Source organism: Streptomyces sp. WMMB303, assembly GCF_029351045.1.
Lineage (GTDB): Bacteria > Actinomycetota > Actinomycetes > Streptomycetales > Streptomycetaceae > Streptomyces.
The window spans coordinates 3,651,523-3,676,464 of record NZ_JARKIN010000001.1 but is presented as its reverse complement, the minus strand read 5'-3'; the positions used below and the strand labels follow the sequence as shown (position 1 = coordinate 3,676,464).

The 24,942-nt window shown below is 73.2% G+C and carries 18 protein-coding genes, 1 pseudogene and 2 riboswitches; of the genes and pseudogenes, 5 read left to right on the top strand and 14 right to left on the bottom strand.

The window, feature by feature from the left end; genetic code table 11:
• Positions 1–7: 7 nt before the first annotated feature.
• Positions 8–667 (top strand): GNAT family protein, encoded by a 660-nt coding sequence (locus tag P2424_RS16335; protein WP_276476460.1) that lies wholly within the window; start codon positions 8–10, stop codon positions 665–667.
• A gap of 103 nt (positions 668–770) precedes the next feature.
• Here the strand turns inward: P2424_RS16335 and P2424_RS16330 are convergent, their stop codons facing one another.
• The 6 genes and pseudogenes from P2424_RS16330 to P2424_RS16305 form a co-directional block, all read right to left on the bottom strand.
• Positions 771–1,223 carry a DoxX family protein gene (locus tag P2424_RS16330; protein WP_276476459.1) on the bottom strand — a complete coding sequence of 151 codons (453 nt, stop codon included), beginning with the start codon at positions 1,221–1,223 and terminating at the stop codon, positions 771–773.
• An 834-nt stretch (positions 1,224–2,057) separates the two neighbouring features.
• Positions 2,058–3,446: a VWA-like domain-containing protein gene (locus P2424_RS16325; protein WP_276476458.1), complete on the bottom strand. Its 1,389-nt coding sequence runs from the start codon at positions 3,444–3,446 to the stop codon at positions 2,058–2,060.
• Positions 3,443–4,731, bottom strand: a pseudogene (locus P2424_RS16320) (AAA family ATPase). The gene P2424_RS16325 and the pseudogene P2424_RS16320 overlap by 4 nt, the downstream one beginning before the upstream one ends.
• Before the next feature lie 101 nt (positions 4,732–4,832).
• Positions 4,833–6,371, bottom strand: coding sequence for a hypothetical protein (locus P2424_RS16315; RefSeq protein ID WP_276476457.1), 1,539 nt, complete (start codon positions 6,369–6,371; stop codon positions 4,833–4,835).
• Positions 6,372–6,555: 184 nt separating this feature from the next.
• Entirely contained in the window at positions 6,556–7,029 is a 474-nt protein-coding gene (locus P2424_RS16310; RefSeq protein ID WP_276476456.1) for a diadenosine tetraphosphate hydrolase, read from the bottom strand.
• Between the two features lie 79 nt (positions 7,030–7,108).
• The gene (locus P2424_RS16305; protein WP_276476455.1) at positions 7,109–8,395 is read right to left on the bottom strand and encodes a pentapeptide repeat-containing protein; all 1,287 of its coding nucleotides are present in this window, start codon (positions 8,393–8,395) and stop codon (positions 7,109–7,111) included.
• Positions 8,396–9,348: 953 nt separating this feature from the next.
• On the opposite strand from P2424_RS16305, the gene P2424_RS16300 reads away from it, so the two are divergent.
• The 3 genes from P2424_RS16300 to P2424_RS16290 all read left to right on the top strand — a co-directional run bounded on the left by P2424_RS16300 (position 9,349) and on the right by P2424_RS16290 (position 13,178).
• Positions 9,349–10,809: a Glu/Leu/Phe/Val dehydrogenase dimerization domain-containing protein gene (locus P2424_RS16300; RefSeq protein WP_276476454.1), complete on the top strand. Its 1,461-nt coding sequence runs from the start codon at positions 9,349–9,351 to the stop codon at positions 10,807–10,809.
• Positions 10,810–11,099: 290 nt separating this feature from the next.
• A complete protein-coding gene (locus P2424_RS16295; RefSeq protein WP_276476453.1) occupies positions 11,100–12,434 on the top strand; it encodes an MFS transporter in 1,335 nt (444 codons plus the stop codon).
• A 207-nt stretch (positions 12,435–12,641) separates the two neighbouring features.
• Positions 12,642–13,178 carry a hypothetical protein gene (locus P2424_RS16290; protein WP_276476452.1) on the top strand — a complete coding sequence of 179 codons (537 nt, stop codon included), beginning with the start codon at positions 12,642–12,644 and terminating at the stop codon, positions 13,176–13,178.
• Between the two features lie 34 nt (positions 13,179–13,212).
• On the opposite strand, the gene P2424_RS16285 is transcribed toward P2424_RS16290, so the two are convergent.
• Together P2424_RS16285 and P2424_RS16280 are read right to left on the bottom strand one after the other, a co-directional pair.
• Positions 13,213–14,487, bottom strand: coding sequence for an FAD-dependent oxidoreductase (locus P2424_RS16285; RefSeq protein ID WP_276476451.1), 1,275 nt, complete (start codon positions 14,485–14,487; stop codon positions 13,213–13,215).
• Positions 14,488–14,584: 97 nt separating this feature from the next.
• On the bottom strand, positions 14,585–15,835 hold the full coding sequence (locus tag P2424_RS16280) for a M24 family metallopeptidase (RefSeq protein ID WP_276476450.1): 1,251 nt from the start codon (positions 15,833–15,835) through the stop codon (positions 14,585–14,587).
• 370 nt (positions 15,836–16,205) lie between these two features.
• On the opposite strand from P2424_RS16280, the gene P2424_RS16275 reads away from it, so the two are divergent.
• On the top strand, positions 16,206–17,222 hold the full coding sequence (locus tag P2424_RS16275) for a LysR substrate-binding domain-containing protein (protein ID WP_276476449.1): 1,017 nt from the start codon (positions 16,206–16,208) through the stop codon (positions 17,220–17,222).
• Between the two features lie 106 nt (positions 17,223–17,328).
• On the opposite strand, the gene P2424_RS16270 is transcribed toward P2424_RS16275, so the two are convergent.
• The 6 genes from P2424_RS16270 to P2424_RS16245 form a co-directional block, all read right to left on the bottom strand.
• On the bottom strand, positions 17,329–17,766 hold the full coding sequence (locus tag P2424_RS16270) for a DUF4430 domain-containing protein (protein ID WP_276479001.1): 438 nt from the start codon (positions 17,764–17,766) through the stop codon (positions 17,329–17,331).
• A gap of 330 nt (positions 17,767–18,096) precedes the next feature.
• A complete protein-coding gene (locus P2424_RS16265; RefSeq protein ID WP_276476448.1) occupies positions 18,097–19,533 on the bottom strand; it encodes a peptidase in 1,437 nt (478 codons plus the stop codon).
• Positions 19,530–20,573, bottom strand: coding sequence for an ECF transporter S component (locus P2424_RS16260; RefSeq protein ID WP_276476447.1), 1,044 nt, complete (start codon positions 20,571–20,573; stop codon positions 19,530–19,532). Before P2424_RS16260 ends, P2424_RS16265 begins: the two co-directional genes overlap by 4 nt.
• Positions 20,570–22,186: an ABC transporter ATP-binding protein gene (locus P2424_RS16255; RefSeq protein ID WP_276476446.1), complete on the bottom strand. Its 1,617-nt coding sequence runs from the start codon at positions 22,184–22,186 to the stop codon at positions 20,570–20,572. Before P2424_RS16255 ends, P2424_RS16260 begins: the two co-directional genes overlap by 4 nt.
• On the bottom strand, positions 22,183–23,292 hold the full coding sequence (locus tag P2424_RS16250) for a CbiQ family ECF transporter T component (RefSeq protein ID WP_276476445.1): 1,110 nt from the start codon (positions 23,290–23,292) through the stop codon (positions 22,183–22,185). Before P2424_RS16250 ends, P2424_RS16255 begins: the two co-directional genes overlap by 4 nt.
• Positions 23,289–24,266 carry a hypothetical protein gene (locus P2424_RS16245; protein ID WP_276476444.1) on the bottom strand — a complete coding sequence of 326 codons (978 nt, stop codon included), beginning with the start codon at positions 24,264–24,266 and terminating at the stop codon, positions 23,289–23,291. The genes P2424_RS16250 and P2424_RS16245 overlap by 4 nt, the downstream gene beginning before the upstream one ends.
• Before the next feature lie 140 nt (positions 24,267–24,406).
• A riboswitch (cobalamin riboswitch) is annotated at positions 24,407–24,540 on the bottom strand.
• 207 nt (positions 24,541–24,747) lie between these two features.
• Positions 24,748–24,871, top strand: a riboswitch (cobalamin riboswitch).
• The last annotated feature ends 71 nt before the right edge of the window (positions 24,872–24,942 follow it).

Below are 24,942 nucleotides of genomic sequence, written 5' to 3'. Positions count from 1 at the left end.
CCTCCTCATGCCGGGCACGTCGCCCGGCCCCACCGATGCTGTGGCCTTCCCCAAGGTGAAGGTCAACGCCACCGGGCACGGTCGGGTACCGGAATATTCGCTGGCCGCGCCGGCGGCGGGTGTCCATACTGCGGTGATGGATCCGGTGACTCTGGAGACGGACCGGCTGACGCTGCGGGCCTTCACGTCCGCCGACGTGGACGCGGTGTACGAGGCGTGCCAGGACGAGGACATCCAGTTCTTCACGCCGGTTCCGGTGCCGTTCCGGCGCGCGGATGCGGAGAAGCGCATAGCCGTGGACCTCCCCGCGGGCTGGGCCGAGGACCGGAACTACACCCTCGGCGCGTTCCGCAAGGACACCGGCGCCCTGGTGGGGTCGTACTGCCTGTTCTTCGTCAGCCAGGGGGTCTGGGAGCTCGGCTACTGGGCGGTCGTCGACCAGCGCGGGCGTGGCTATTCGGTGGAAGCCGCCCGGTCGCTGTGCGAGTGGGGCTGGGCCGCTCTCGACGTGCACCGGATCGAGTGGTGGGCCATGGTCGGCAACGCCGGCTCGCGTGCCGTCGCCGAGAAGCTCGGCTTCACCGTCGAGGGGACCCTGCGCCACCGCGGTGTCGCCAACGACGGCAAGCCGCACGACTGGTGGATCGGCGGCCTGTTGCGTCCCTGAGCCGCTCCGGCGCCGAGCGCCGTCCCCTTCTGCTGCGGGTCCGAGGCCCGCGGCCGCCCGGGGGTGCGGCATCCGGGCGGCCGCGGGTGTCGGGGGGCCGGGATCAGGCGGGGACGGACTGCCGGTCCAGGGTGCGGGCGCGGGAATGCGAGGAGGAGCGCAGCGAGTCCAGTGCCAGAGCGCCGGGCCCGGTGAAGACGAGCAGCAGGAGGGCCCAGCAGAACATCGCCGAGGCTTCTCCTTCGTTCTGCAGGGGGAAGAGGCCCTTGGGCTGGTGGACGGCGAAGTAGGCGTAGGCCATCGAGCCGGACGAGACGAAGGCTGCTGTCCTGGTCCCCGCGCCGATCAGGACCAGCAGGCCCCCGGCGAACTGGATCACTGCCGCGTACCAGCCGGGCCAGGTGCCCACCGGCACGGTGCCGCCGCCCTTCGCGCCCCCGAGCACTCCGAAGAGGGATGCGGCTCCGTGGCAGAGGAAGAGCAGGCCGACGACGATCCGGAAGAGTCCGGTCGCGTAGGGGCGTGCCTGGTCCAGTCGAGCGGTGAGGGAGGACATGGGGGTTCCTTCCGTGGGGGGACGGACGCCGCCGAGCCCCTCGCCCCGACTCGACCCGGATGGAACGCCTGTGCGCAGGAGGCTGGGGTCGGTGGGGCGAGCCGACGCGGTCCGCAGGGGAAGGCCGGTCGTGGGGGAGGGGGCGGTGGTGGAGGACGCTGTTCCGCGCGCCGGGTCTCGAACTCGCGGACGGAATACCGTACTTGGTCTAGACCATGCCCGAGTCGCCGGAAGCGGTCAAGATGCTCGAGGGCCGCTTAAGGCTCGGTTAAGAACCGGTCGAGACGCCCGCGGCAGACCGCGCCGGGTGAATCACGCCCAGGTCCGGCGGTTCTGGCGGAGAAACCGTGGCAGACCCCGGCCAGGAAGTCCTCCCGGACAGATGGAGAGCAGGTTGCGCCGTATGACATACGCAGCTGTGGGTGGGGGCGCGTAGCGCAGCACGGTGTTGCGACGTACCGCTGTGTGGGTCCGGTGTCGTCAGACGCCACCTACCGCGTCGGTACGGAAGCGCAGGACACCGCGGTTCGCCCGCCACCCGCGCTCCGAGAACGGGAACGGTGCGGAACGGTGGATCCTGTGCCGACCTGCCCGGCCGGGGAATCGGGAACCGGTCGCGTGACCGGGAGGCCGCTGCCCCGGTGCGGCAGCAGGCAGCGGACCCGAGGACAGCGAACAGCGACGTGCCGGGCGAGGCTGGGCCGCACACCCGCGGCGAACCAGGGGACGGGCGGGACGCGGCCGAGGGCGACCGGCCCGCGGCGCACTCGACGCGGGCCCAGACTGTCCGAGCCAGCCCGCCGCCGGACGCGGCCCCGCGGGCCGGGCCGCACGTCAGCCGATGTGGACCACACGCGTCCAGGACGGCGGAGCGTGCGGCACGTACACCGGATTCTCCTCGTCCACGGCGCGCGGCGGGCGGGAGAAGAGGCCCACGACCGTGCGACAGGGCGGCGGTGCAGCGGGCCACGGCGTCTGGCCGTCCGTCAGCGCGACCACGACGTCCGGACGCGGCCTGGAGCGCAGTGCCTGGACGAAACCTGAGGTCAGATTCGTCCCGCCGCCACCGACAAGCTCCAGGTTCTCGGCGCGGCAGAGAGGCACAGCGACCCCGGCCGCCGCGTCGCAGCAGACCACCGACACCAGATCCCGCCGACTGCCCACGGCACGCGAGATCGCGGCCACTTCCAACAGGGCGCTGCCCAGTTCGCCGTCGCTCACCGAACCGGACGTGTCGATCACGACGCAGACGCGCGGCGGCGTACGGCGCAGACCCGGCAGCAGCACCCCGGGCGCCCCCGCCGAACGCCGGGAAGGCCGCCGATAGCTGTAGTCCTCGCCCACCCCCGACGCGCTCGCCGCCGAGCGGACCGCCGCACCGAGCAACTGCCGCCAGGGCTGCGGCGGATGGAACGCCTCGTCCGCCCACCGGCGCCACCCCTGCGGGGTGTCCCCCGGGCGGGCCCTGATCCCTTCGGCGACCCGGAAGCGGACCGCGTCCCGCTGCTGTCTGCTCAACCCGTGCGCGCCGTGCGGTCCCAGCTCCCACGGTCTGCCCTGCCCGTCGGCACCGCTGCCGCAGTCCAGCCAGGCCAGCTCGGCCACGGTCCCGGCCAGCAGCGTCTTCCGCAGATACTCCTCCATCAGCAGCCTCGCGGGCAGCCGCAGCAGGGAGGGCAACACCGCTCCGGACGGCCTGGGCAGCCCCTCACCGTAGATGTCGTCGTTGATCTCGAAGTCGGCGGCGATGTTGCGCCGCAGCCGCCCCCGGCCCCCGCCCGCGGGAGTCTCCCTTCCGCCGCGTCCGCCCGGCCCGTGCTCGCCGTGCTCCCGCGCGTACCGCTCGCCCCGCCCATGGTGGTCCCGGAGCAGATGGGAGACCTCGTGCACCCAGACGCCGGCCAGCTGCTCCTCCGGGGTGCGCGCCACGAAGCCGGGGGAGACGTAGCAGCGCCAGTGCGCGTCCACCGCCATCGTAGGCACCGACGGCTCCTCGACCACCTGCAGCGCGAAGAGCGCGTCGGCCAGATAGGGCCGGACCTTCACCGCATGCAGCCGCGCGGCCAGCAACTTCTCCCAGTCCAGGGCCGGTCCGGAGCGCCCGCACCCGCCCGGTGCCCGCCGCGCTCCGGGCGCGGTGGCGGCCACCGGCCGCGGCGGTGCGGGCCGCGCCACCGGCCTGGGCTTCGCGTCCCGGCGTGGCTCCTTCCGTGCCCCCGTCATCGGCGATTCCCCGTCGCGCTCCCCGCGGCGGCCGCCCGGTCCACCGAGCGGTCGGCGCGCCGGGCCAGGCCGACCACACCGGCCAGCCGCTCCAACGCCTCCGGCACCTCCCAGTCGTCGCGCCGCACGGCGGCCAGCGCCTTGGCCGGTGCGACCAGCAGGTCCGAAGGACCGGTCTCCGACGCCCGGAGCAGCACCGCCCAGGCCGCCTCCCACCGCTGCCGCTCCGGTCGCGCTCCGACCGCGGCCACGACCCCCTCCAGAGCGGCCTGTCGCAGATCGCCCCGTGCCGGGAGCTCGGCGGCGGCCGGGTCGGCCAGCAGCGACTCCGGGTCGGGCAGATCCATCCGGTCCAGGTGTGCGAGGAGTTCGAGCCCCGGTCCGTCCCCCACCGCGCCCCGCACCAGCAGCGCCAGCACCTCCCGGGAGACCGCCGCCGCCGTGCCGAAGGCCAGCAGGGTCAGCGCGGCCTCCCAGCTCCGGGGCGAGGGCCAGGCGCCGCCGCGCCGGGCCTCCGAATCCGGCAGCCGGTGGGTGAGCGTCGGCCGGACCTCCAGGAAGCCGCAGACCACGCGCCGGGCCAGCGCCACCGACTCCGGCAGCCGCTCCTGACTCAGCCGGGCAGCTCGGCCCGCGGCCAGACCCCGCCCAACCCGCGCACCACCACGTCCTGGTCGTGCGTCCAGTTCAGATGTACGAACCGGTTGGCCAGCGGCGGGCTCAGCTCCCAGCCGTCGGCCGCCGAGGCACGCGGATTGGCGGCGGCCACGATCCGGACGCCGGGCGGCAGCCGCAGCGCGCCGACCTTCCGCTCCAGGACCACCCGGAGCAGGGCGGCCTGAACGGCGGGCGGGGCGGTGGAGAGCTCGTCCAGGAAGAGCAGCCCCCGCCCGGCCCGCACGAGTTCCACCGCCCACTGCGGCGGCGCCATCGGCACCCCCTGCACCGCCGGGTCGTCGCCCACGATGGGCAGCCCCGAGAAGTCGGACGGCTCATGGACGCTGGCGATGACTGTGGTCAGCGGCAGGTCGAGAGAGGCGGCGAGCTGGGTCAGGGCCGCGGTCTTGCCGATGCCCGGCTCACCCCGGAGCAGTACCGGAAGGTCGGCCGCGACGGCCAGGGCGAGCGCTTCGAGCTGCTCGTCGGGGCGCGATTCGGTGCTGGTCGTCCGCAGGAGGCCCAGCAGGTCGTCGGCGAGGGCGAGTCGGTCGCCGGAGCCCGATGCGGCAGCGGCGCCGGTCTCGGGAGCCGAGGCGGGCGCAACGGCAGGAAGTGTCATATGCATCACCTGAAGTGGGAGGAGGGACGGGACAGTCCGTCCCGGATGAGCAGAGGGACGACTCCGGACCTGGCGGAGTTGGGCGGGGCTGCGCCCCTGGCCGCCGGTCAGCGGGTCAGAGCGGTACGGGGCCGCGTTCGAGCGGAGCGCTTGCGGCTGATCGCCGAAGGTGTGCGGCGGTCGAGGCGAGGACGGTGGCCGGCCTTCGCGCGGCCCGGCTCCGAGGTGATTCCGCTCGCTGCCGTAACGGCGCCCGGGGCCGCACCGGCGCGGCGTAGGGCGGCCGGCACCGAACGGAAGAGCCCGTGCTCGACACGGCGGCTCGCGGCCGACTCCAGCGCCTCCCGCAGCGGCCCTTCGCGGAGCACGGCGCCGGGGCCGAGCAGGCGCCCGACCACGTCCAACGCTCCCGTGACGTCACCGTGGTCCAGCCGCTCACGGATCGCCGGCAGCGCCTGCGGAGCGTGGTGCGCCGCGTCGATCGCCCGCAGACAGGGCAGCGCCGGGCCGCCCAACGCCACCAGCATTTCCTTCCGGCGCAGTTGGGCCGGATCGTGATCGACCGCCGTCAGCACTCCGGCGCGCAGCGCGATCCGGTGCACCTCCCCCCGGCACACCACCCGGTGCGGATCGCCGTTCTCGGAACCCGGGCCGACGGGCTCGGACGGGCCGACATGGCCGAAGAGCCCGGCGGGGCCGGTCGCGGGCGCCGGGCCGGGTTCGGCCAGCGCTGCGGCGACCAGCGGGTGCAGCCGCCCGGTGGTGATCAGTCCGGCCCGCAGCAGTTCCAGATCCGGAAGGACCCGGGCGGCCGCCTCGGGGAGCACCGGAAGGGCCGCGACCTGCTGCCGCGGCAGTGCCTGCCGCAGCAGCCGGAGCATCGGGGCATGGCTGTCGTCCGGGGCCACGAGCTCGAATACGGCACGCCTCCGCGTGCCGAGCCGTACGGCGAAGGGCCCCCGTGCAGGCCGTTCCTCGGCCCGCAGCAGCGACTCCCCCTCGGCGGCCCAGCGTTCCACCGCCCACGGGGAAGCACCACCTTTTGCGGCCTCCTGCCACGAATCCGCCGTGAGCGGTCGACCGGACCGCTCCCTCGGTGCTGTTGCTCCCCCGCAGCGCCGGGCCAGTTCGCCACTCCGTGCCGCGTCCCACAGGTGCCGGTGCAGATCGAGCCGGAACCGCCGGTCGGGGTGCGGATGCGGGTGCTGCCCGGCCACCCTGCTCCCCGGACCCTCCCACAGGGCCAGCGATATCCGCTGTCCGGCAGCAGCGCGGGCCGGTGGCGTCCGCGCCACCAACTGCAGCGGTGCGAGGCCGCATTCCGGGTAGCGGGCCAGGGAGAGGGTGAGGCCGGGACGGAGCCGGCCGTCCGGAGCGATCCGGGGCAGATGCCAGCGCAGCAGATCCGGCGCCAGCCGACGCAGGTCCGCTCGGAGGCGGTGGGCGAGATCGGTGCCGTGGCGGACGCGCACGGCGCGCAGATCGAGGTCGACATCGACCCGGGCGGCGGCACAGGCCCCCGCCCAGTCGCCGACGGCACGCCGCGCCGTCGCGTTCTCGATCATGGACGGTGGTACGGCGTACTCGCGTACGCGGCGCCACATCGAAAGGCGGGGCGGAATCGGGTTCGCGGAGTGAGTCGCCATCAGCACTCACCTTGCGCGAACGATTCCCCCAATCCATGTGAGGAGTAGTTCTTCATCGCGGGCATCGTAGCCACCTCGATGATGATCTGTCATCCCCCTGCGAACCCCGGCGGCAGCGGCCGCACCGCCCGGCCCGCACCGGTGGGAAGACATCCGCACGCGTCCGGCCCGGCCCGCGGCGGGATCAGGAGTCCAACCGGTCCAGCTCGCTTCCGATCGCCTTCCGCAGCGGGTCGTGCTGCGGTCCGAGCCGGAACTCCTCCGCGCTCCACCGTTCGCGCGGGTGGAGCCACACCGGACCTCCCAGGAGGTGGGCCGGTTCCCAGCCGTACCGGGGCCACACGTGCACGTGCAGGAACGGGTCCGTGTTTCCCAGGATCTCCAGGTTCACCCTCCGAAACGCCGGGTCGAGCCGCCGGCAGGCGCGCTCCACCGCCTCGCCGAGCCGGTCCATGTCGGACAGGAACGAGAGCCGCCTCGCCTTCGGCAGGTCCGACAGCCGCTCCACGTCCGGGTCGTCCACGAGCAGCAGCGCGTAGCCCGGCAGGAACTGCACGTCTCCGATCACGGCGAACCCCGAGGCCAACCGCCGCAGCACAGCCGGGTTCTCGCCGCGCAGCGCGCTCCCGATCCGGTCGGTCCGCCAGTCGACTGCCATAGTCGCATCCTCTCTCTCGGTGGTGAGGAGACCGCCGCCGCCCCCGGGCAGGGGCGGCAGAATACGCGGAGCCGTGTGTTCACGGACGCGTCGGCGCGGGGCGCCAGCTGTCCGGCAGGCTCACGCCCGGGTGCGGCGGCCCGCCGTCCGTCGGAACCAGCCCTGCCGGAGCCGCGCCCCGCGCGTGGGAGAAGCCGACCGCGCCACCGGAGAACGTCGCTCGGGTGAAGTCGGCGCTGCCGTCCGCGAAGCGCGCGCCGGTGAAGGTCACGGTACCGGCCGAGAAGTCCGCGCCGCCGAGATCGACGGCGCCTACGGCGAATCCGGCCCGGTCGAAGTCGACCGCGGCGCCGCAGAAGCGGGCACCGTGAAAGCTGACCGTGCCGCGGAAGCCGCCGGGGTCGCCGGAGAACTGCGCCCCGCTGAAGCTGACTGCCCCGCCGGCGAAGTGCGCGCCCTTGAAGGAGACCGTGCAGCCGGTGAAGAGCGCGGCGCCGAAGCCGACGGTGCCGCCGCAGAACGAGGCACCCTCGAAGCTGACGCGGCCGCCGGAGAAGTGCGCGCCGTTGAAGTTCGCGGTGCCACCCGCGAACCGGGCGCCGGTGAAGTTCACGGTACTGCCGCAGAACCGGGCGCCGTTGAGCAGCACCGCTCCGCGGAAGACGGTGTCGTCGAAGCTGACCGTGCCGCCGGAGAACTGCGCGTGGTCGAGGGAGCCGCCCTCGAGGACGGCGCCGGTGAAGTCGAAGTCGTAGCCCTGCCAGGAGTGCGGATGGTCACCCGGGAGGCGGAGGCGGTCGCGGATGAGCCGGACCACGGTGCGGCGGACCTCGTGCAGGCCCGGGTGCCGATGGCGGCCGCGGACCGCCGTCCCCTCCGGGGCCTCCTCGGGCGGGTAGGGCAGCCGGAGGTAGGCGCACAGCACGTCGATGCAGGTCTGCCGCCGCGACCGGTCCGGCGCGTCGTCCGCCAGACCCGCCAGGGCGTGCACACCGCCCAAGCGCACCGCGGCGGGCTCCTCGCCGAGCTGAGCGACCGCGCCGGTGAAGCGCTCGGTATGCAGGCGGGTGGCGTCCCGGCGGGCACCGTCCTCATCGACCCGCTGACGCCGGTAGGCGACGACGAGCGCGACGAGGGCGCCGGAGCCGGCCACCACTCCGAAGGAGAGCTTCACCAGCTCGAAGACCGTCTTCGACGTCAGCTGCCGCTCCCGTGCGATTCCCCGGGCGCCGAGCAGGTCCCAGCCGGTGAAGAACACCGCGGCGGCGACGACCAGTGCGGCGAGGAAGGTCAGGGCGAGTACGGAGCCGACCGGCCACAGGCGCAGGCCGGCGCGGCCCTCGGGGGGCCTGGACTGTCGTGACATCACACCGCACAAGCCTCGCTCACCCGTCCGGTCCGCGACACCGGTTTCGCCCGGATCCGTCATACCCGGTGGACAGCGCCGGGCGCACAACCGCGACCGGTTCTCCACGACACCGGTCGCCACCCTCCCGGGTCCGCCGGTCGACCGGATCGCGATGTTCCGGAAAGACGGAACGCTCCCGGGCGGTCACGGGACTCGTAGTTTTCCGGAAACAGTACGGTGACAGGTCGATGCTCTCCTGGCAAGGCAGAGCTGAGCGGCTCCTTCCGGCCTGCGGAAGGAGCCGCCGATGAAATCCGGCGGCGCCGTGCGGAAGGAGGCGGAGGCGGACCGGCTGTTCCGGTGGCCGAGGGAGGGAAAGGGCGAATGGTAAAGCTCCCGAGCGGAATCGGGCAAACACGAGCGGAGTCCGACGGAAAGCGCCGGCGCGCATTTGGCACCGGAGGCCGTCCCGCGGTCGGAATCGGGGGTGCCGCGCGGTCCGCGGGAGGGTCTTGCGGACGGGGGGCGGCGAGCCCGGACGACGGGGCGCGGCCGACCGGTGCGGCGACTCTGCTGCGACGTCCCAACGCCCTTTCGACCAGGGGGGCTTCACCCGATCGGGCCAATCGGGCGGGGGTGGTCACGCGGCCGCCGCAGCCGCCTCCAGAGACACCTTGACAAGGGGTGATCCCGACCTCACAGTGGTCGCTACGTACAACGCAACCGGATGCGTTCTCTGCGTACATCCATCCCCTCCCTTTTCTGGGGATCACTGGAAGAACACCCCTGCGGGTGCCATTCGGCCTGCCCGAATAAACCTGCACGACCGTCGCACGTATTGCTGCCCGCCCGACCGGTGGAACAGGATCGCGCGACCCCTCATGTGCGTTAGCGGGTTTCTGCCCGCCGGGCGGTGACGCCTGAAAGCTCGCACATAAAGCCTGGATAGTTAACGGAAGGGTGAGTGCTACATGACACAGAACGCTGTCGACACGCCGCTGCAGGCTGCCGAGCATGAACCCTTTCTGCAGGTCACGTGGCGAGATTCGGAAACCACCGCCCGGGGCTACGTCGTGATCGACCAACTGGTGTCCGGCATCGCCACCGGCGGCCTGCGCATGCGGCCGGGGTGCACGCTCGACGAGGTCGCTGCGCTCGCCCGGGAGATGACGCTCAAGATGGGAGCCTTCGGCATCCCGGTCGGCGGTGCCAAGGGCGGTATCGACTTCGACTCCGCCGACCCCCGGGCCGACGGGGTGCGGGAGCGGTTCCTCCAAGGTGTGCGGCCGCTGCTGGAGCGCTTCTGGGTGACGGCCGGGGACCTCGGGACCCAGCAGGACGAGCTCGACAGCGCCTTCGCACGGGTCGGCCTCGGAGACACCTCCTTCCACGCCGCCATGGTCCGTGCCCCGGACGAGGAGGAAGCGCGCGAACGCGTCCGGCAGGCTTTCGCCACCAGGACGGACGGTCTGAAGCTCTCGGAGCTGGTCGGAGGCTTCGGAGTGGCGGAGGCGGCGCTGGCGGCGCTGGAGCACCGCGGCATCCCCGCTTCGTCCGCGCGCGCCGCCGTCCAGGGCTTCGGCACGATGGGAGGGGCCACGGCGCTCTACCTGGCGCGCGCCGGAGTGAAGATCGTCGGCGTCACGGATGCCCAGGGCCTGGTCCGCAACCCCTCGCGCGGCGTCGACGTCGAGGGTCTGCTGAGCGCACGCAGCACCAGCGGGGTGATCGACCGCACCGCGCTGCGCGAGGACGACGAGGTGTGCCCCGGCGACGAGTGGCTTGACCAGGAGGTCGATGTCCTGGTCCCGGCAGCCGTCTCCTACGTGATCACCGAGGAGAACTGCCACCGCGTCACGGCCGAGCTGGTGGTGGAGGCCGCGAACGTACCCACCACTCCCGCAGCCGAACAGCTCCTGAAGGAGCGGGGCGTCGGCGTGGTGCCCGACTTCATCGCGAACACCGGTGCCGCCGCCGGAGCCTGGTGGGTCATCCTGGGCGACGTGGTCAGCCCGAGTGGAGCCTGCGGCCGGCTGGCCTCCCAGATCCGGCCCCTGGTTCGCGAACTGATGATCCTGGCGGACGAGACCGGAATGTCCATGCGGGCCGCCGGGGTCCGGCTCGCGAAGCAGAACTCGCAGCGGATGATCGGCGAGTGCGGGGCGGCGGTGGCCTTCCGCGACCTGTTCGACCGCAAGGCCCGTGAGCCGCAACTGCCGGACGCGGACACCGGTTCGGCGCCCGGGTCCGCGCTGCCGCCGGGCCCCGAAGCCGTCACCGACGTCGTCGCGGCCGCCCCGCCGAACGGGATGGCTCCGATCGTGACCGAGCTGGAGCCGGACACCGGTCTCATGGAGACCGGGCGGCAGCCTGCCGCAGCCTTCCCCGCCTACTGGCCGGGCACGGCCGACGAGCCCCCCACGCGCCACTGAGAAGCCTAGCGCCGCGGTGAGCGCCTGCGGTCGGGAAGCCCCGGCTGCAGGCCTCTCCCGTTCGCCCCCGGTGCGGCGGAGCCTCGGGTCCGGACCCGGCATCGACACGGCCTGCGGGCCGCTGCCCCCTCCGACGGGCGGCGGCCCGCAGGCCGTACAGCGTTCCGGCGGCGGCAGACCGGGGCCCAGGACGACCGGATGCCGGACGCCGTGGAGGTGCGGGAATGGAGCTGCGGCGGAGTCCGGTTACCCGGTGACGCATGGCAAGCGCACCGGAGGGATGGCGATCGATGACGCGGGTGAGTGAACAGCCGCGGGAAGCGGCCGAAGGGCCGCAGCCCGACCGGACTGGCGAAGGGCGCGACGGTCCGCCGCGGCGGACCGGGCGCCAGTTGGTCGCCGCCTCGGTCGGCAACGGCGTCGAGTGGTACGACTGGTTCGCGTACTCCTTCCTCGCCACCTACATCGCCGACGAGATCTTCCCCGAGAACACGGGCAGTTCACTGGTTCCGCTTCTCTCCACCTTCGCCGTCTTCGCCGTCGGCTTCTTCATGCGGCCGGTGGGCGGCCTGTTGCTGGGCTCGGTGGCCGACCGGGCCGGACGGCGGGCGGCACTGACGCTGACCATCCTGCTGATGGGCGGCAGCAGCCTGCTGGTCGCCGTCACGCCCACCTATGCATCCGCCGGGGTGCTGGCCCCGGTGGTGCTGGTGGCAGCGCGCCTGTTGCAAGGGCTTTCCGTGGGCGGTGAGTTCGCCGCCTCGACGACCTTCCTGGTGGAGTCGGCCGGCCCCGGCCGACGGGGACTGTTCTCCAGCTTCCAGTATGTCTCGACGACAGCGGGCCAGTTGGTCGCCAGCGGGGTCGCCGCGCTGCTCGTCTCCACCGTGAGCGACGGACAGATGCACCAGTGGGGCTGGCGGGTTCCGTTCCTGCTCGGGGCACTGCTGAGCCTGGCCGGATTCTGGGTTCGGCGCGGGGCGCGGGAGACCCGGAGCGAGCGGCAGGCCGAGGCGCCGCGCCCCGGACTCTTCGACGCGCTGCGCCGGCATCCCCGCGAATCCCTCCTCGTCGTCGGGATCACGGCAGGCGGGACGATCGCCTACTACGTGTGGACGTCCTACCTGCCGACGTACGCGGAGGTCAACGCCGGTCTCGACAAGAGCGACGCGCTGGTGTCCGGCACGCTCTCGCTCGTGTTCTTCATGCTGCTCCAGCCGCTGGGCGGGATGCTGTCGGACCGGATCGGCCGTAAACCGCTGCTGCTGGTCTTCGCGATCGGATTCGCCGTACTGTGCGTGCCGCTGCTGCACGCGGTCGGTGACTCGTTCACCTCACTGCTGCTGGTCCAGTGCATCGGCATGGTGCTGCTCACCGGCTACACCTCGATCGCCGCGGCGGTGAACGCCGAGATCTTCCCCGCCCGGGTCCGGGCCGCCGGCATCGGATTCCCGTACTCGCTGGCGGTGGCGCTCTTCGGCGGCACCGCGCCCTACGTCGGCACCCTCTTCGAGGACCTGGAGATGCCGGACGCCTTCCCGTGGTACGTGGCGGCGCTGTGCCTGCTGTCCGCGCTGGTCTATCTGCGCCTGCCGGAACGGTCCGGAGAGGAGTTGGAGCGCTGACGAGGTGCCGTCCCGCGCGGCCGGGCAGCCCCCTGATCCCGTACAGGCGGCAGGCGGCGGGCGGAAGAGCGCCGGAGTGCGGGCCCGGCCGCGCCCACCGTCCGCCGAATCCCGGAACGCTTCCCGGGATTCGGCGGACCGGCGAACCGTCGAGGGGCTACCGTACGGATGCGGCCCACTCCATACGGTCACCTGAGGAGGAATCCTGTGCCCTCGCCCTGCGATCCCCAGCACGCGCCCGCCGGTGACGTGGGCGCAGCGCTCATGATGATCGACTCCCAACTCAAGGCGATCTACGACGACAACACCCGGCCCGATGCCGAACGGCAGCGGCTCGACCGCCAGTTCGCCGCCTCGCTGGGCCCCGGCGGGCTCGACGACGTGCTCGACGGCGCGTGCACGCTCATCTACCTGTTCATGCGGTGGCTGCGACTCGCCTACGAGGACCACGACAAGGACGTCATCGAATACGTCGTCCCGAACCTGGTCGCCTCGATGCGCATGATGCCCAAGAGCGTCCGCCCGGAAGTCATCCCCACGATGGCCGGCCTGCTCGTCGCCGCCGGAACCGGCCTGAGCCCCAGCCTGTGGCGCCGGCAGTTCGGCGAGTGGCGGCGGGAGGAGCTGAATTCCCTGGAGGCCACGGCCTTCCTGCTCGCCGAGCTCATCAACCGGATCACCGACGACCGTGACTTCGCCACCCGCATGATCGCCGAGGCGCTCTCCAGCGCGGACGGGAGTTGACTCGCCGTCACCTCACCGGCCGCGGGCGAGCCGCTCAGCGCAACGGGTCGAGACGGCGCAGTAGTGACGGCACCTCACCGCCGGTCATGGCATCGGCGAGCAGCCGCCCGGTGAGCGGCCCGAGCACCATGCCCCACATGCCGTGCCCGCCGCAGATCTGCACCCGGGGCGAGCGGCTCGGCCCGACCAGTGGCAACCCGTCCGCGGTGCAGGGCCGGGATCCCACCCACTCCTCGCGGCGGTCCTCCCAGTCCACATCGCGGAACATCGGGCGGGCGGACTCGACGATGGTGCGCACCCGCCGTGGATCGAGCGGCGCGTCCGGCGCGCGGAACTCCATGCTGCCGGTGACCCGGAAGCGGTCGCCCAGCGGATTGCACGCGATCCGCTGCCCCGCCAGATAGATCGGATGCGTCGGCATCGCCCGCGGCCGCACCGTGAAGCTGTATCCGCGCCCCGCCTGTACCCGCATCCGGACTCCGAAGGGCCGGGCCAGGGTGTCGAGCCAGGCGCCGCAGGCGAGTACGACCGCGTCGGCCCGCACCGGGTCCGACACCGCGGAGGTGGGGGAAGGAACCAGCTCCACACCTGCCCGGCCCCGGTCACGGACCCGGGCCACCGAGCAGCCCTCGACGATGTCCCCGCCCCGGCTGCGCACATCCTCCGCGAGGGTGCGCAGGAACGCGGGCGGGTTGATGAACCGCTGCCCGTGCACCTTCAGCCCCAGCCGGACTTCGTCGCTGAGCACGGGCTCGAGTGCGCGCAGCTCCGCACCGGTGACGGCCTCGAACCGGGCCTCGTCCCCTCCGGTCGCGCTCATGTGCGCGAACTCCTCCAGCACGTGCGCGCGATCCTGTTGGTTCCCGCAGGCGATGACCAGCGGGTCGGCGTCCTTCACGGGGGCGTGCACGCCGCCCTCGACAAGCTGTTCGTACGCCGCGAGGCAGCCGCGGTTGAGCTCGTTGAACACCGTCATCGTGCGCCGCCACCGCCGCGCCGTGCAGTTGCGCGCGAACGAGAGGAGGAAGGCCCACAGGTGCCGGTCGACCGCGGGTGGCACGGACACCGGCGAGTCCCGGTCGAAGAGCGAGGCGATGCCGTAGCGCAGCACGGACGGCTCCGGCAGCGGCACGGTGAACGCGGGATTCAGCATGCCCGCGTTCCCCCAGGAGGACCCCGCGGCCACTCCCTCGCGGTCCAGCACGGTCACCCTCACCCCGTGTTCCTGGAGGAACCACGCGGCGGAGAGTCCGGCCATGCCGGCCCCGACGACGGCGACGTGTTCGGGTGCGGTGTGCGATGTGTTCACGGTCACCTCGAAGAATCCGAAGGAGCAGTGCGGTTGCCGAACCGCCGGCCGAACCGTCGTCCGGCGGTACCCGGCCCGAGCGCGGCGGGAACCGGTCTCACACCTCGATGACGTCCGCCGGGCCGTGGGTGAGCACGCGCGTGCCGTGCTTCTCGACCACGAACGTCTGGCTCAGGCCGACCACTGACGTGCCGAACGAGCGGAAGGAGCCGGGAATGTGGAACGCCATGCCGCTCACCAGAGGCTCGTGATTGTCAGGGGTGAGGTAGAAGGGTGCGCCGTCCATCCAGTGCGGCTTGTGCGCCAGACCGACGGGATAGCCGAAGAGCTGGTGGAACATGACATCGTCCGGGAGCGGGCCCAGCGCCTCGCCGGCCTGGACAGCGACCTGCGCGGCGGTGACCCCCTCCGCCGCGGTCTCCAGCACGGCGGTGACGGCCGTGCGGGCCAGCTCCGCCAGCCGCCGGTCCGCCGCCTCCAACGCTCCGTCCCGCACCACCGTGCGCATCACCGGCGCGTGGTAGCGGTCCCGGGTCCCGGCGAACTCCAGGAAGGTGGGCCCGCCGCCCAGCTCCCGGCCCACCCAACTGGAGTGCGGAATACCGCCGCGCCGCCCGGTGGCGACGACCGGCCCCCAGGCCGAGGGCGAGTCCGCCTCGCGGTACAGCGCTTCGGCGATCGCCGCGGCCACCGAGGAGTCGGTCGCTCCGGGCCCTCCCGCGGCGGCCACTCCCGCCGCGACGCCCCGCTGGGTCACCGCGGCCGCCTCCTCCATCCTGCGCAGCTCGGCGGGGGAGAGCACCAGGCGGGCGCGCTCGACCAGATGGTCCGGGTGCACGACCACCAGCCCCTGCTCGCGCAGCAGCTCCAGCACGCGCGGGGGCGTGGAGGCGTGCCCGATCTCGACACCCACCCGCGCGCCTCGGGGAAGCACCGTCGCCGCGTGCCGGATGAAGAGTTCCAGACCGCGCAGCGCGTCCGCGTAGCCGCAGTAGTGAAGATTGCCGGCCACCGAACTGGCCAGCGCCCTGCCGACCTCCAGGTCGGGCAGGTACAGATGGGTCTCGGAGTCGGTGACCAGCAACGGCTGCGGAGCTGTCTCCGCGGTGTGGAAGCCACACAGGTACTCCACGCTGGAGGGGCGGAAGACCAGCATCGCGTCCAGCGGCAGCCGCTCCATGCGGCCGCGCAGCTCCCGCAGCCGCGCTGCGTACTCCGCCTCTTCGAACGCGGGGCCCTCCGTCGCCCGGATCGATGCGGCGTTCTCCTCGGTGAGCCACCCCGGCGACGGGGCGTTGCCCAGTCGGGTGACGTCGGGCCCGTGTCCGCCGTGTTCCGTGGTGCCCATGTGTCCCTCTTCTCTTCCTGATGGAGGAATGCGCCGGACCGCTCGGTGCCGCGCCCCGCCGGCCGTCGTCGGGTGAGACGGCGGGCTCCGGGGCATCCGGCCGCTCGTGCTGAGTGCTCGTCGTGCCCGCCCCCGGCGCGGGGGAGCGCACCGGGGGCGGGGCCCGGCGGCTCCCGTCATCCCGCTGCCACCGCCGAGGCGGCCGCGGGCGGGAGCCGATCCGGGACGCGGAGAAGGGTGGATATCGGGAACGGGTCTGCTGTGGCCGGATCCGCCCGACCGCCGTGCTTCCGCCGTGCACGCAGTCTCGTGCACCCCGTTCTTTCACGTCCATCGGGAAAACCTTCAGCGATCTCATTAGATTTGGTTAATGGAACTCTCGCTGAACCGGTTGCGCATGCTCCGGGAGCTCTCCCGGCGCGGCACCCTCACCGCGGCGGCGGCCGCGCTCCACTACACGCCCTCCGCCGTCTCCCAGCAGTTGGCCGCGCTGGAGCGGGAGGTGTGTGTGCCGCTGCTGGAACACGTCGGGCGCCGCGTCCGGCTGACCGAGATCGGGCGCGTGCTGGCGCAGCACGCCGAGGAGATCCTGGCCGCCGAGGAGCGCGCCCGGATCGCGCTCGAACAGGCGCGGGACACCCTCACCGCAGAGCTGACCGTGGGCGTACTGGCGACCCTCGCCGGAACCCTCGTGCCGCCCACGCTGGCCACCCTCACCGAACGCCACCCCGGGGTGCACGTCAGGACCCGGGAGGTCGTACCGGAAGAGACCCAGGCCGCCGTACGGGACGGTGATCTCGACCTGGCGTTCGTACTGGACTATCCCACGGCCCCCGGCTCCGGCGCCCTGGACGGCGCATTGGAGAGCACCCTCGTCGGCGTGGAGCAGCTCTACCTCGTCGCCCCGCACGGCACCCTGAGCACACCGGCGGCCTCCGGCCCGTCCGCAGAGCAGCCGGCCGGGACCGCCGCCGCGCCGAGGTCCGCGGACCGGGAACGCGCGGCCGTGGGCACCCCCGTCGACCTCAAGGACCTGGCCGGGAGCTCCTGGGTCGCCTCCGGAACCGACACCGAATTCGGGCGGGCCCTGTGCGCGGTGTGCCGGACGGCCGGCTTCACCCCGCGGATCGCGCATCAGATCGACGAGCAGGCCACGGCCATGGCGATGGTGGCGACGGGCCTCGGTATCACCCTGGTCGCCGAACTCGCGTTGCCACTGCGGCCGGCGAACGTCGACGTCTTCCCCTTCCGGGACCCGATCAGGCGCCGCATCACCGTCATCCGGCGGACCTCGACCAGAGACCGCCCCTCCGAACTGGCCTTCGTCCGCGCCGCCCTGGACACGGCAGCCTCGCTCCGGCTGCTGGAGGATCCGGAAGGCCGCTGAAGGGCGGCCCGCCCGGCGACGCCGCGCGGCCGGTCGCCCTCCGGCGATCCCGGCCAGGCAGGTGCCGAAGGCCCCTGCCGCTGTCGGGATCCGTACCTCTGGTGGGCTACAGCTCGGTCCAGGTGAAGGCCACTTCGTCGCCGGCCGCCACCGCGAACTGGCAGCCGCCCACCGGTGTGGAAGTGCCGTTGACGGAGATGTTCCAGTAGGCGTCGGCCCCGCCGGCACTGCCCGCGATGGTGGTGACGAAGTAGTCGTCGAACGAGGCGTACCACGTGCCGTCCCAGGTGAAGCCCTCCTGCCCGGCTGCGTCGTCGAGCGCCGCGGTGGGTGTGGCCACGGGCGAGGGGTTGGCGTCGTTGTTGGTGCCGTCGCAGGTGTGGGTTCCCCCGGAGGCGGTGGTCACGTCGTGCCCCGTCGTGCTGATGTCGCCATCGAAGATGGTGCCGGAGGGACCTGTGACGGTCAGCTGGACGGTCACCGGCGCGCTCAGGGCCGGGGCGGACTCCGCGGCGAGAGCGGAGGGCGCCGCCGTCATCACCATGCCGAACGAGGCGAGCAGCAGCAGGAGGGCGCGGAAGCGCGTCGGGTGCTGGGGTCTTGCGGCCGTACGGAACACGGGTGTTCTCCTCATCTCAGGGTCCTGTAGGGGTGCTTCTCTGTATGCGGCTCGCCGCGGGGCGGGCCCGGGCCCGCCCCGCGGCGAGCCGTCCTGACCTGCGCATGCGCGTCGGCCCGGTGGCGCGCGCATCGTCCGCGGACACCTCGGGCACGCCGCCTCCCTCCCACCGGGGAAGCAGGTGGCCAACCGTCCCGGTTGCCGCTGCGGCAGCGTCCTGCAGCATGCGGCCGGGACGGGCCGACCGGGAACCTCTCAACGGCCGCCGCGAGGGGCGTGTCGTCGGCGCCGGGCGGCTACGACACTGCCGGTCCCCGCCAGCAGCAGTGCGGCGGCCGCACCGGTGAGCGGCAGGGCGCCGGAGGTGCCGGAACTCGCCAGCGCACCTTTGCCGCCGATTGCTCCGGACGCGCCTGCCGGCTCCGCACCGCCGCCTGTGCTGCTGCCTCCGGTGGCGCCCCCGGCGGTCGGATCGTCGCCGCCCGGCTGCTGGCCGCCGTCGGCGCCGTTCCCGGGACCCGATCCGGTGCCGCCGTCACCATCGTCACCACCGTCGCCGTCGCTGTCGCCGTCCGAGCCTCCCGGGCTGCCGCCCGGGCCCCTGGTGCCCCCACCGGGGCCGCAGGTGACCGGAACCAGTTCGTCCGCCGCCCCTTTGCCGTCGACATCGGCAAGAGACCTGCCCGCGAGGGCCGGTACGACCTGCGCGGTCGAACGCAGGGCCATACCGTCGGCCTTGGGTTCGCTGTAGCCGACAGCACCCTGGTCCTCGGGCGGGGCCGCGCAGCCGACCTGCATGCTGCGCAGCCAGTTGACTCCCCTGCCGGCCGCCTCCACGCGGCCGCCCGCGGTAAGCGCCTGCACGTCGAGGGCGGTGGAGTTGGAATTCGGGGGCGGAGTACCGAAGCCGTTGTCCCGGAAGCCGCCGTTGTCCAGCTGTTGCTTCTCCAGCCAGTCCAGAGCGGGTTTCGCGGCCGCGGTGCGCCCGGCGCCGAGCAGCGCCTGCACCGCCAGGCCCGTGCTGTCGGTGTGCGACCTGCACTTGGCGGGGTCCGACTTGAACGTGAGCGGATATCCGCCGTCGGCGCAACGTGAGGCGGCCAGGAAGTCGACCGCCTTCGCGGGCAGGTCCCCGGTCCGGTCGAGCGCGAGAACGGCCAGCGACTGGGTGAACTGGTTGGAGCCGTCCCCGGAGGGCAGGTCGTCGGTGAAGCGTCCATTGTCCTGCATCCGTCCGAGCAGGAGCCGCACGAGGTCGTGTCCGCCGAAGTTCCTCGGATCGCGCCCTTGGACGGCTGCGGTGAGCGCGAGCTTGGCGGTGCCGCCGGCGAACACACGGCCCGCGGTGCCGCGGTCGATGTAGTCGGTGGACCGGGCCGCGAGCCAGTCGGTGGCCCGGTCCGCGGTCCGGCCCCCCGTCCCGGTGGCGGCGAGGGCCAGGACGATGTCGGCGGTCAACCCGTGGTCGCCGGAGGCGTTGCTGCCGTCCGTAAGTTGTCCGGCCATCCAGGTGGCCGCCGCGTTCGCCGGTGCCTTCGGCTGCTGTGCCGCCGCGGGTTCGGCGGCCCGTGCCGGGGAGGATGCCTGCGCACCCGCGGCGGGCAGCAGCAGTGCTGAAGCCAGCAGACCGGCGGTGGCAGCAGCGCGCCGGGGGACCGGAGGGGCGGGACGGCCCGGGCGTAGGGCTCTCATACGGAGTCTCCTTCGGTGTCGGCCGCTGTGTGACCACCGGCCGGTTCGGGGGGAGGGGCGGGGGCACGGCCGGTGGACGCGCCGAAGACGACGGGCGCGTCGAAGGCGGCGCGGTGCGCGGCCCGGCGCAGCACCGCCAGCACGGCGGGTCCGGTCAGCAAGATCGCGGCCAGGTTGGTCAGGGCACGGCCGGTGTCCCAGCCGAAGGTGGAGGTGACGAGGGTGAAGACCGCGAACCGGTGCAGGTTCTCCAGGACCGGTGCACCCGCCTGGAAGGAGAGCTGGGTGTCCGCTCCGGCGGTGAAGGGCCAGAACCACATGTTCATCAGGAAGCCGAACACGTAGGCGACCAGCACACCGTAGACCGCCAACATGGCGATCTCCGCACGTCCCGAGATCCGCCGGGGCAGCAGCCCGGCCCCGAGACCGATCCAGCCGGAGGCGAGCATCTGGAACGGCAGCCACGGCCCGACGCCCGCGGTCAGCAGCGCCGAGGCGAACAGCGAGAGGCTGCCGAGCACGAAACCGAAGCCCGGTCCGAACACCCGCCCGGCCAGGACGAGGAGGAAGAAGACGGTCTCTATCCCGGCCGTCCCCGCCCCCAGCGGACGCAGCCCCGCGTTGAGCGCGCACAGCACACCGAGCATCGCCAGCGCCTTGGGATCGATCCCGCCGGAGGACATCTCGGCCAGGACCACCGCCAGCAGCATCGGCATGATCAGGACGAACAGCAGCGGCGCATCCGCCGAGTGGCCGACGGACCGGGCCGTCGGCGGCATCAGCAGCGGCCAGCAGAACATTGCCAACCCCGCCAGCGAAACCAGCAGCAGCACCAGGGCCGTCCGCAGCCCCACCCGCACCACAGGCGCCGGGCCGGCACCCGGCTGTGCCCCGGATCCGGCGCTGCTGCGGGGCAGGACGTGCCGCCCCCCGCGGAGCGGCAGCCGTCCGTACGTGCCGCCGCCCGGCCGCCCGCGCTGCTCCCGGTGCGCCGGACCGGCACCGGCCCGAGGGCGGGAGTGCGGCCAGGTATCGGTCAACTCGCCACCTCCGCCGCGTGCAGGGCGTCGGCGACCTGCTCCACCGTCAGCCAGGGCTGCGGGTTGAGGATCTTGGCCACCTGGGGGGCGAAGGCGGGGGAGGAGACCACGACCTGGGCCGTCGGCCCGTCGGCGACGACCTCCCCCTGGGCCATCACCACCACGCGGTCGGCGGCCCGCGCCGCGAACTCCACATCGTGTGTGGCCACCATCACCGACCGGCCGCGCGCCGCCAGGTCCCGCACGATGCGGCCGAGAGTCTCCTTGGCCGGATAGTCCAGGCCCCGGGTCGGCTCGTCGAGCAGCAGCACCCCCGGGGCCGCGGTCAGTTGTACCGCCAGCACCAGCGCCAGCCGCTGCCCCTCGGACAGGTCCCGGGGGTGCCGGTGGGCCGGGACGTCCGGCGCCAGGGAACCCAGCAGACCGGCGCACGTGCCGGGCTCCACGCCCGACTCCTCGTCCGCCTCGGCACACTCGGCCTCCACAGTGGGCAGATACAGCAGATCGCTCGCCGTCTGCGGAACCAGCCCGACCAGAGCGCGCGCCTGTTCCGGCGGTACCGTGCCGGGGTCCTGCCCGGCGACCTCCACGCTGCCCGAGCGGCGCGGCCCCGACCCCTGGAGAGCCCACAGCAGGGAGGACTTGCCCGACCCGTTGCGCCCCATGAGCGCCGTGACCTGGCCTTCCGCGAGATCCAGCCCGACGTGGCGGACCGCCACCAGCTCGCCGTAGGTGACCGTCACACCCCGGGCTCGCAGCACCGTCCCTCCCGCGGCCCGAGTGGCGGGAGGCGCCGGATGGCCGGCCAGCCGCGTCCGCAGCGGGCCCGCCTTCCGGCGCGCGTCCCGTACCGACAGCGGCAGGGGGGACCAGCCGGCGAGCCGGCCCAGTCGCACCACCGGTGGGGCCACGTCGGTGTCCCGCATCAGCGTCGCGGGGTCGCCGTCCCGCAGCCGGCCGTCCCCGGTCAGGTGCACCAGCCGGTCGGCGTACTGCAGCACCCGCTCCATCCGGTGCTCGGCGACCAGCACGGTGGTGCCCAGATCGTGCACCAGACGGGTGAGCGCGGCGAGCACGTCCTCGGCGGCGCTCGGGTCCAGCGCGGAAGTGGGTTCGTCCAGGACCAGAACGCGCGGGTGCGAGGTGAGCACCGAACCGATGGCAGCGCGCTGCTGCTGGCCGCCGGAGAGGGCACGCAGCGGGCGGTCGCGCAGTTCGGCGATGCCCAGCAGGTCGAGGATCTCCTCGACCCGCTTGCGCATCGTCTCCGGCGGCACGGCCAACTGCTCCATGCGGTAGGCCAACTCGTCCTCGACGACATCCGTGACGAAGCCGGCCAGCGGGTCCTGCCCCACCATGCCCACCAGCGCGGCGAACTCCTGCGGAGGACTGCCCGCGGTGTCCACCCCGTCCACACTCACGCGGCCCGCCAGCCGCCCCCCGGTGAAGCGCGGCACCAGCCCGTTGACGGCGCTCAGCAGCGTGGACTTGCCCACGCCTGTCCGACCGGTGACCAGGCACAGCTCTCCCTCCTCGACACGGAGGTCCACCTCGCGCAGGGCAGGGAAGCGAGCCTCGGGGTAGTTGAAGGTGACGTTCTCGAACCGGATCACGCGGGTGCCTCCTGCACGGTCGGCCGGGGCGGAGCCGGCGCAGCCCAGGCGGGCAGCGACGCCAGCAGCACCGCCACTGCGGGCAGCGGCGTCACCTCCGGCCACATCAGCGGACTGGTGGTGGGGTGGAGGACGGCGGCCTGCGAACCGGCGGCGGCGTACATCAGCGCGGCGGCCGCCAGTCCGCAGGCCGTCACCAGTAGTTCCGCAGCCCGCCAGCGGTCCGGCCGGTAAGTGCTCCGTACGACGCGCCGGCCACCGAGCAGGAACCCCGCGACGGCCAGCAGCAGCCCGGCGAGCAGGACCGGGGTACCGAGCCCGGCGGGACCGCCCGAGCCCATCGCGCCGTACAGTCCCGCGCACACCCCCAGCAGCCCGCCGATGACCAGAGCGCCGGTCAGCACCCGGGTACGGACGGGAAGCTGCCCGGTACGGCCGAACCCGTGCGCCGCCATGGCGGCAGCCAGGGCGAGAGAACGGTTCATGGCGTCCTCCAGCACCGGGACGGCGATACCGTGGAGCGCGCGCAGACCGCGGGTGCGCCGCCCGCGCAGCCGCCGGGCCCGCCGCACCCGCACAACGCTCTCCGCCAACTGCGGTGCGACCGTCAGCGTGACGACGACCGAGGTGCCGACCTCGTGGAGAGCCCCGGGCAGCGCCTTCAGCATCCGCTTGGGATTCGCCAGCGCGTTCGCCGCCCCGACACACACGACCATCGCCGCCAGACGCAGCCCGTCGTAGAGCCCGCCGAGCAACTCCTCGGCAGCCACCGGGCCCAGCAGCCGGATGCCCGCCGACCATTCCGGAAGCGGCACGGCAGGCAGCGTGAACAGGACGTGCTCGCCCTCGCCGCCGCCGAAGATGACCCGGAAGAGAACGCGCATGACGACGATGAAGGCGCCGAGCCACAGGTACATCCGGAAGGCGAGCGCCCACGGCGCCGTGCCGCGGCGCCGCGCCACCACCAGCCCGGCCACCCCCAGCAGCATCGCCAGCAGCAGAGGGTTGGTCGTGCGGCTCGCGGCCACGGCGAGAGCGAGCGCCCACAGCCACCAGGCGCCAGGGTGGACAGTGCGCGACAGGGGTGTCAGGTGCGGACGCTTCACGGCGTCGTGGCGTCCTCACCTCTGGACCTGCGCCGCCGCCATGCGGCCACGCCTCCCGCGGCGGCGAGGCCCGCGGCCGCGGCTCCTCCCGCCAGGGTTCCGACCGGCACACCGGAGGAGCCAGAGGCGTCTTCGCCCGCCGCATTCCCGCCCTGCCAGTCCTCGGCCTCGGTGGGAGCGGCCACCGGACCGGACGACCCCCGGGCCTCCTCGGTGCGCCTGTCGTCCTCGGCGCTGCCCTTGGACGGCTTCTTCCCGTCCTTCCCCTTGTTCTTCTCGTCCGTCTCGCCCTTGCCGCCCTCGGTCGAGTGGCTTCCGCGGTCCTGGGGGCCGGAGCTGCTTCCATCGGAACCTCCCGCCCCGCTGCTGCCGCCCCGCCCACCGGTGCCGCCGACCGCCCCGCCGCCGCCCTGCTGCGGACCGGCGCCGCCGGAGCCCGAACCACCCCCGGAGCCCGTGCTGGGGCGCCGGGGCGCGACACGCGGCGGGGGAGCGTCGTTCTCGGTGTGGTCGAGGGAGAAGGACCAGCCCTCGAAGCTGCCCCGGGGCGGGGTGCGGTAGGTGACGCCGCGCTGACTGTAGGCCCACCGGCCGCCGTTGGGCGCGTGCCAGTAAGACCAGTAGGCGCTCGCCGGAGGAGTGTCCACGCACGGCTCGCGCTGCGGACCGGGCTTGCCCAGCAGACGGCACACGAACGACTCGCCCCACCGGTTGGTGCCGGTCACCTCGATGCCCGCGGCCTTCAGCGCGGCCAGGCCGGTGCGGTGACCTCCCGGCGCGCACCGCACCAGGGTCCCGCCACCCAGCTCCCGGAAGTCGACCACCACGGTCACCCCGTCGGCATCCGGGCAGTATCCGGCCCTGCCCCTGGACGCCGCCGACGCGGAAGCCTCGGCCGGCGTCGTCAGGCCGGCGCCGACCGAGCCCACCAGCACGGCGAGCACCGCGGCCAGGGTGCGTAACACGCGAGGCATCGGAGGCCCTTCATCCGGGGGCCGCACCAGGGACCCCGGCCCCGGCCGTACGAAAACCCCCGGCATCTCTTCCGAAGAAGAGCGCGCAGGGGTCCGGGCTCGGGGACTTGGAGCTCCACGCTGCGGACCATGACAGTGGGAAGCGGTGCACGTGCCGCATCGGGCGCTCCGGCTCGCAGCACAGGACTCAGGGCCCTCCGCTGCTCACGGTTGCAGGTCAGCGCCGGATTCTCACCGGCTTTCCCCGCATGCGTACGCATGAAGTTGTGTGTCCGCCGACGGCGGACACCAGGGATGCTAGACCCGCAAGGATGTTCGCGCCAGGGGGTGGTGCCGCCGCTCACCGGCCCCGCTCCGGAATTATGTATGCCGCACTCGCCGGATGCGAGGACGAGCTGCCGACCGTGGCCGAGCCGCAGGTGGCAGCCCCGGTGCCGAGGCCGTCGGCCCGTGCGTCACAATGAGCCCACGAGGCGAGGGGAACCAGGAAGCCGGTGCGAGTCCGGCGCGGTCCCGCCACTGTGACCGGGGAGCGGCCCTCCACCATGCCACCGTTCGCGAACGGGAAGGCGGAGGTGAGCGACGATCCGGGAGCCAGGAGACTGACCCGTCGCCGGTCCGACAGCAGGGGCGAGGACACCCCGGAGAGGATCGACCGTGACGAGGCATGCCCGGA

Excerpts from the sequence above, each read along its gene's own strand:
- P2424_RS16275 (WP_276476449.1), top strand. The coding sequence starts at position 16,206 with ATGGAACTCTCGCTGAACCGGTTGCGCATGCTCCGGGAGCTCTCCCGG.
- P2424_RS16330 (WP_276476459.1), bottom strand. The coding sequence starts at position 1,223 with ATGTCCTCCCTCACCGCTCGACTGGACCAGGCACGCCCCTACGCGACC.
- P2424_RS16310 (WP_276476456.1), bottom strand. The coding sequence starts at position 7,029 with ATGGCAGTCGACTGGCGGACCGACCGGATCGGGAGCGCGCTGCGCGGC.
- P2424_RS16270 (WP_276479001.1), bottom strand. The coding sequence starts at position 17,766 with ATGGTGATGACGGCGGCGCCCTCCGCTCTCGCCGCGGAGTCCGCCCCG.
- P2424_RS16280 (WP_276476450.1), bottom strand. The coding sequence starts at position 15,835 with ATGGGCACCACGGAACACGGCGGACACGGGCCCGACGTCACCCGACTG.
- P2424_RS16325 (WP_276476458.1), bottom strand. The coding sequence starts at position 3,446 with ATGACGGGGGCACGGAAGGAGCCACGCCGGGACGCGAAGCCCAGGCCG.
- P2424_RS16315 (WP_276476457.1), bottom strand. The coding sequence starts at position 6,371 with ATGGCGACTCACTCCGCGAACCCGATTCCGCCCCGCCTTTCGATGTGG.
- P2424_RS16295 (WP_276476453.1), top strand. The coding sequence starts at position 11,100 with ATGACGCGGGTGAGTGAACAGCCGCGGGAAGCGGCCGAAGGGCCGCAG.
- P2424_RS16245 (WP_276476444.1), bottom strand. The coding sequence starts at position 24,266 with ATGCCTCGCGTGTTACGCACCCTGGCCGCGGTGCTCGCCGTGCTGGTG.
- P2424_RS16305 (WP_276476455.1), bottom strand. The coding sequence starts at position 8,395 with ATGTCACGACAGTCCAGGCCCCCCGAGGGCCGCGCCGGCCTGCGCCTG.
- P2424_RS16335 (WP_276476460.1), top strand. The coding sequence starts at position 8 with ATGCCGGGCACGTCGCCCGGCCCCACCGATGCTGTGGCCTTCCCCAAG.
- P2424_RS16300 (WP_276476454.1), top strand. The coding sequence starts at position 9,349 with ATGACACAGAACGCTGTCGACACGCCGCTGCAGGCTGCCGAGCATGAA.
- P2424_RS16265 (WP_276476448.1), bottom strand. The coding sequence starts at position 19,533 with ATGAGAGCCCTACGCCCGGGCCGTCCCGCCCCTCCGGTCCCCCGGCGC.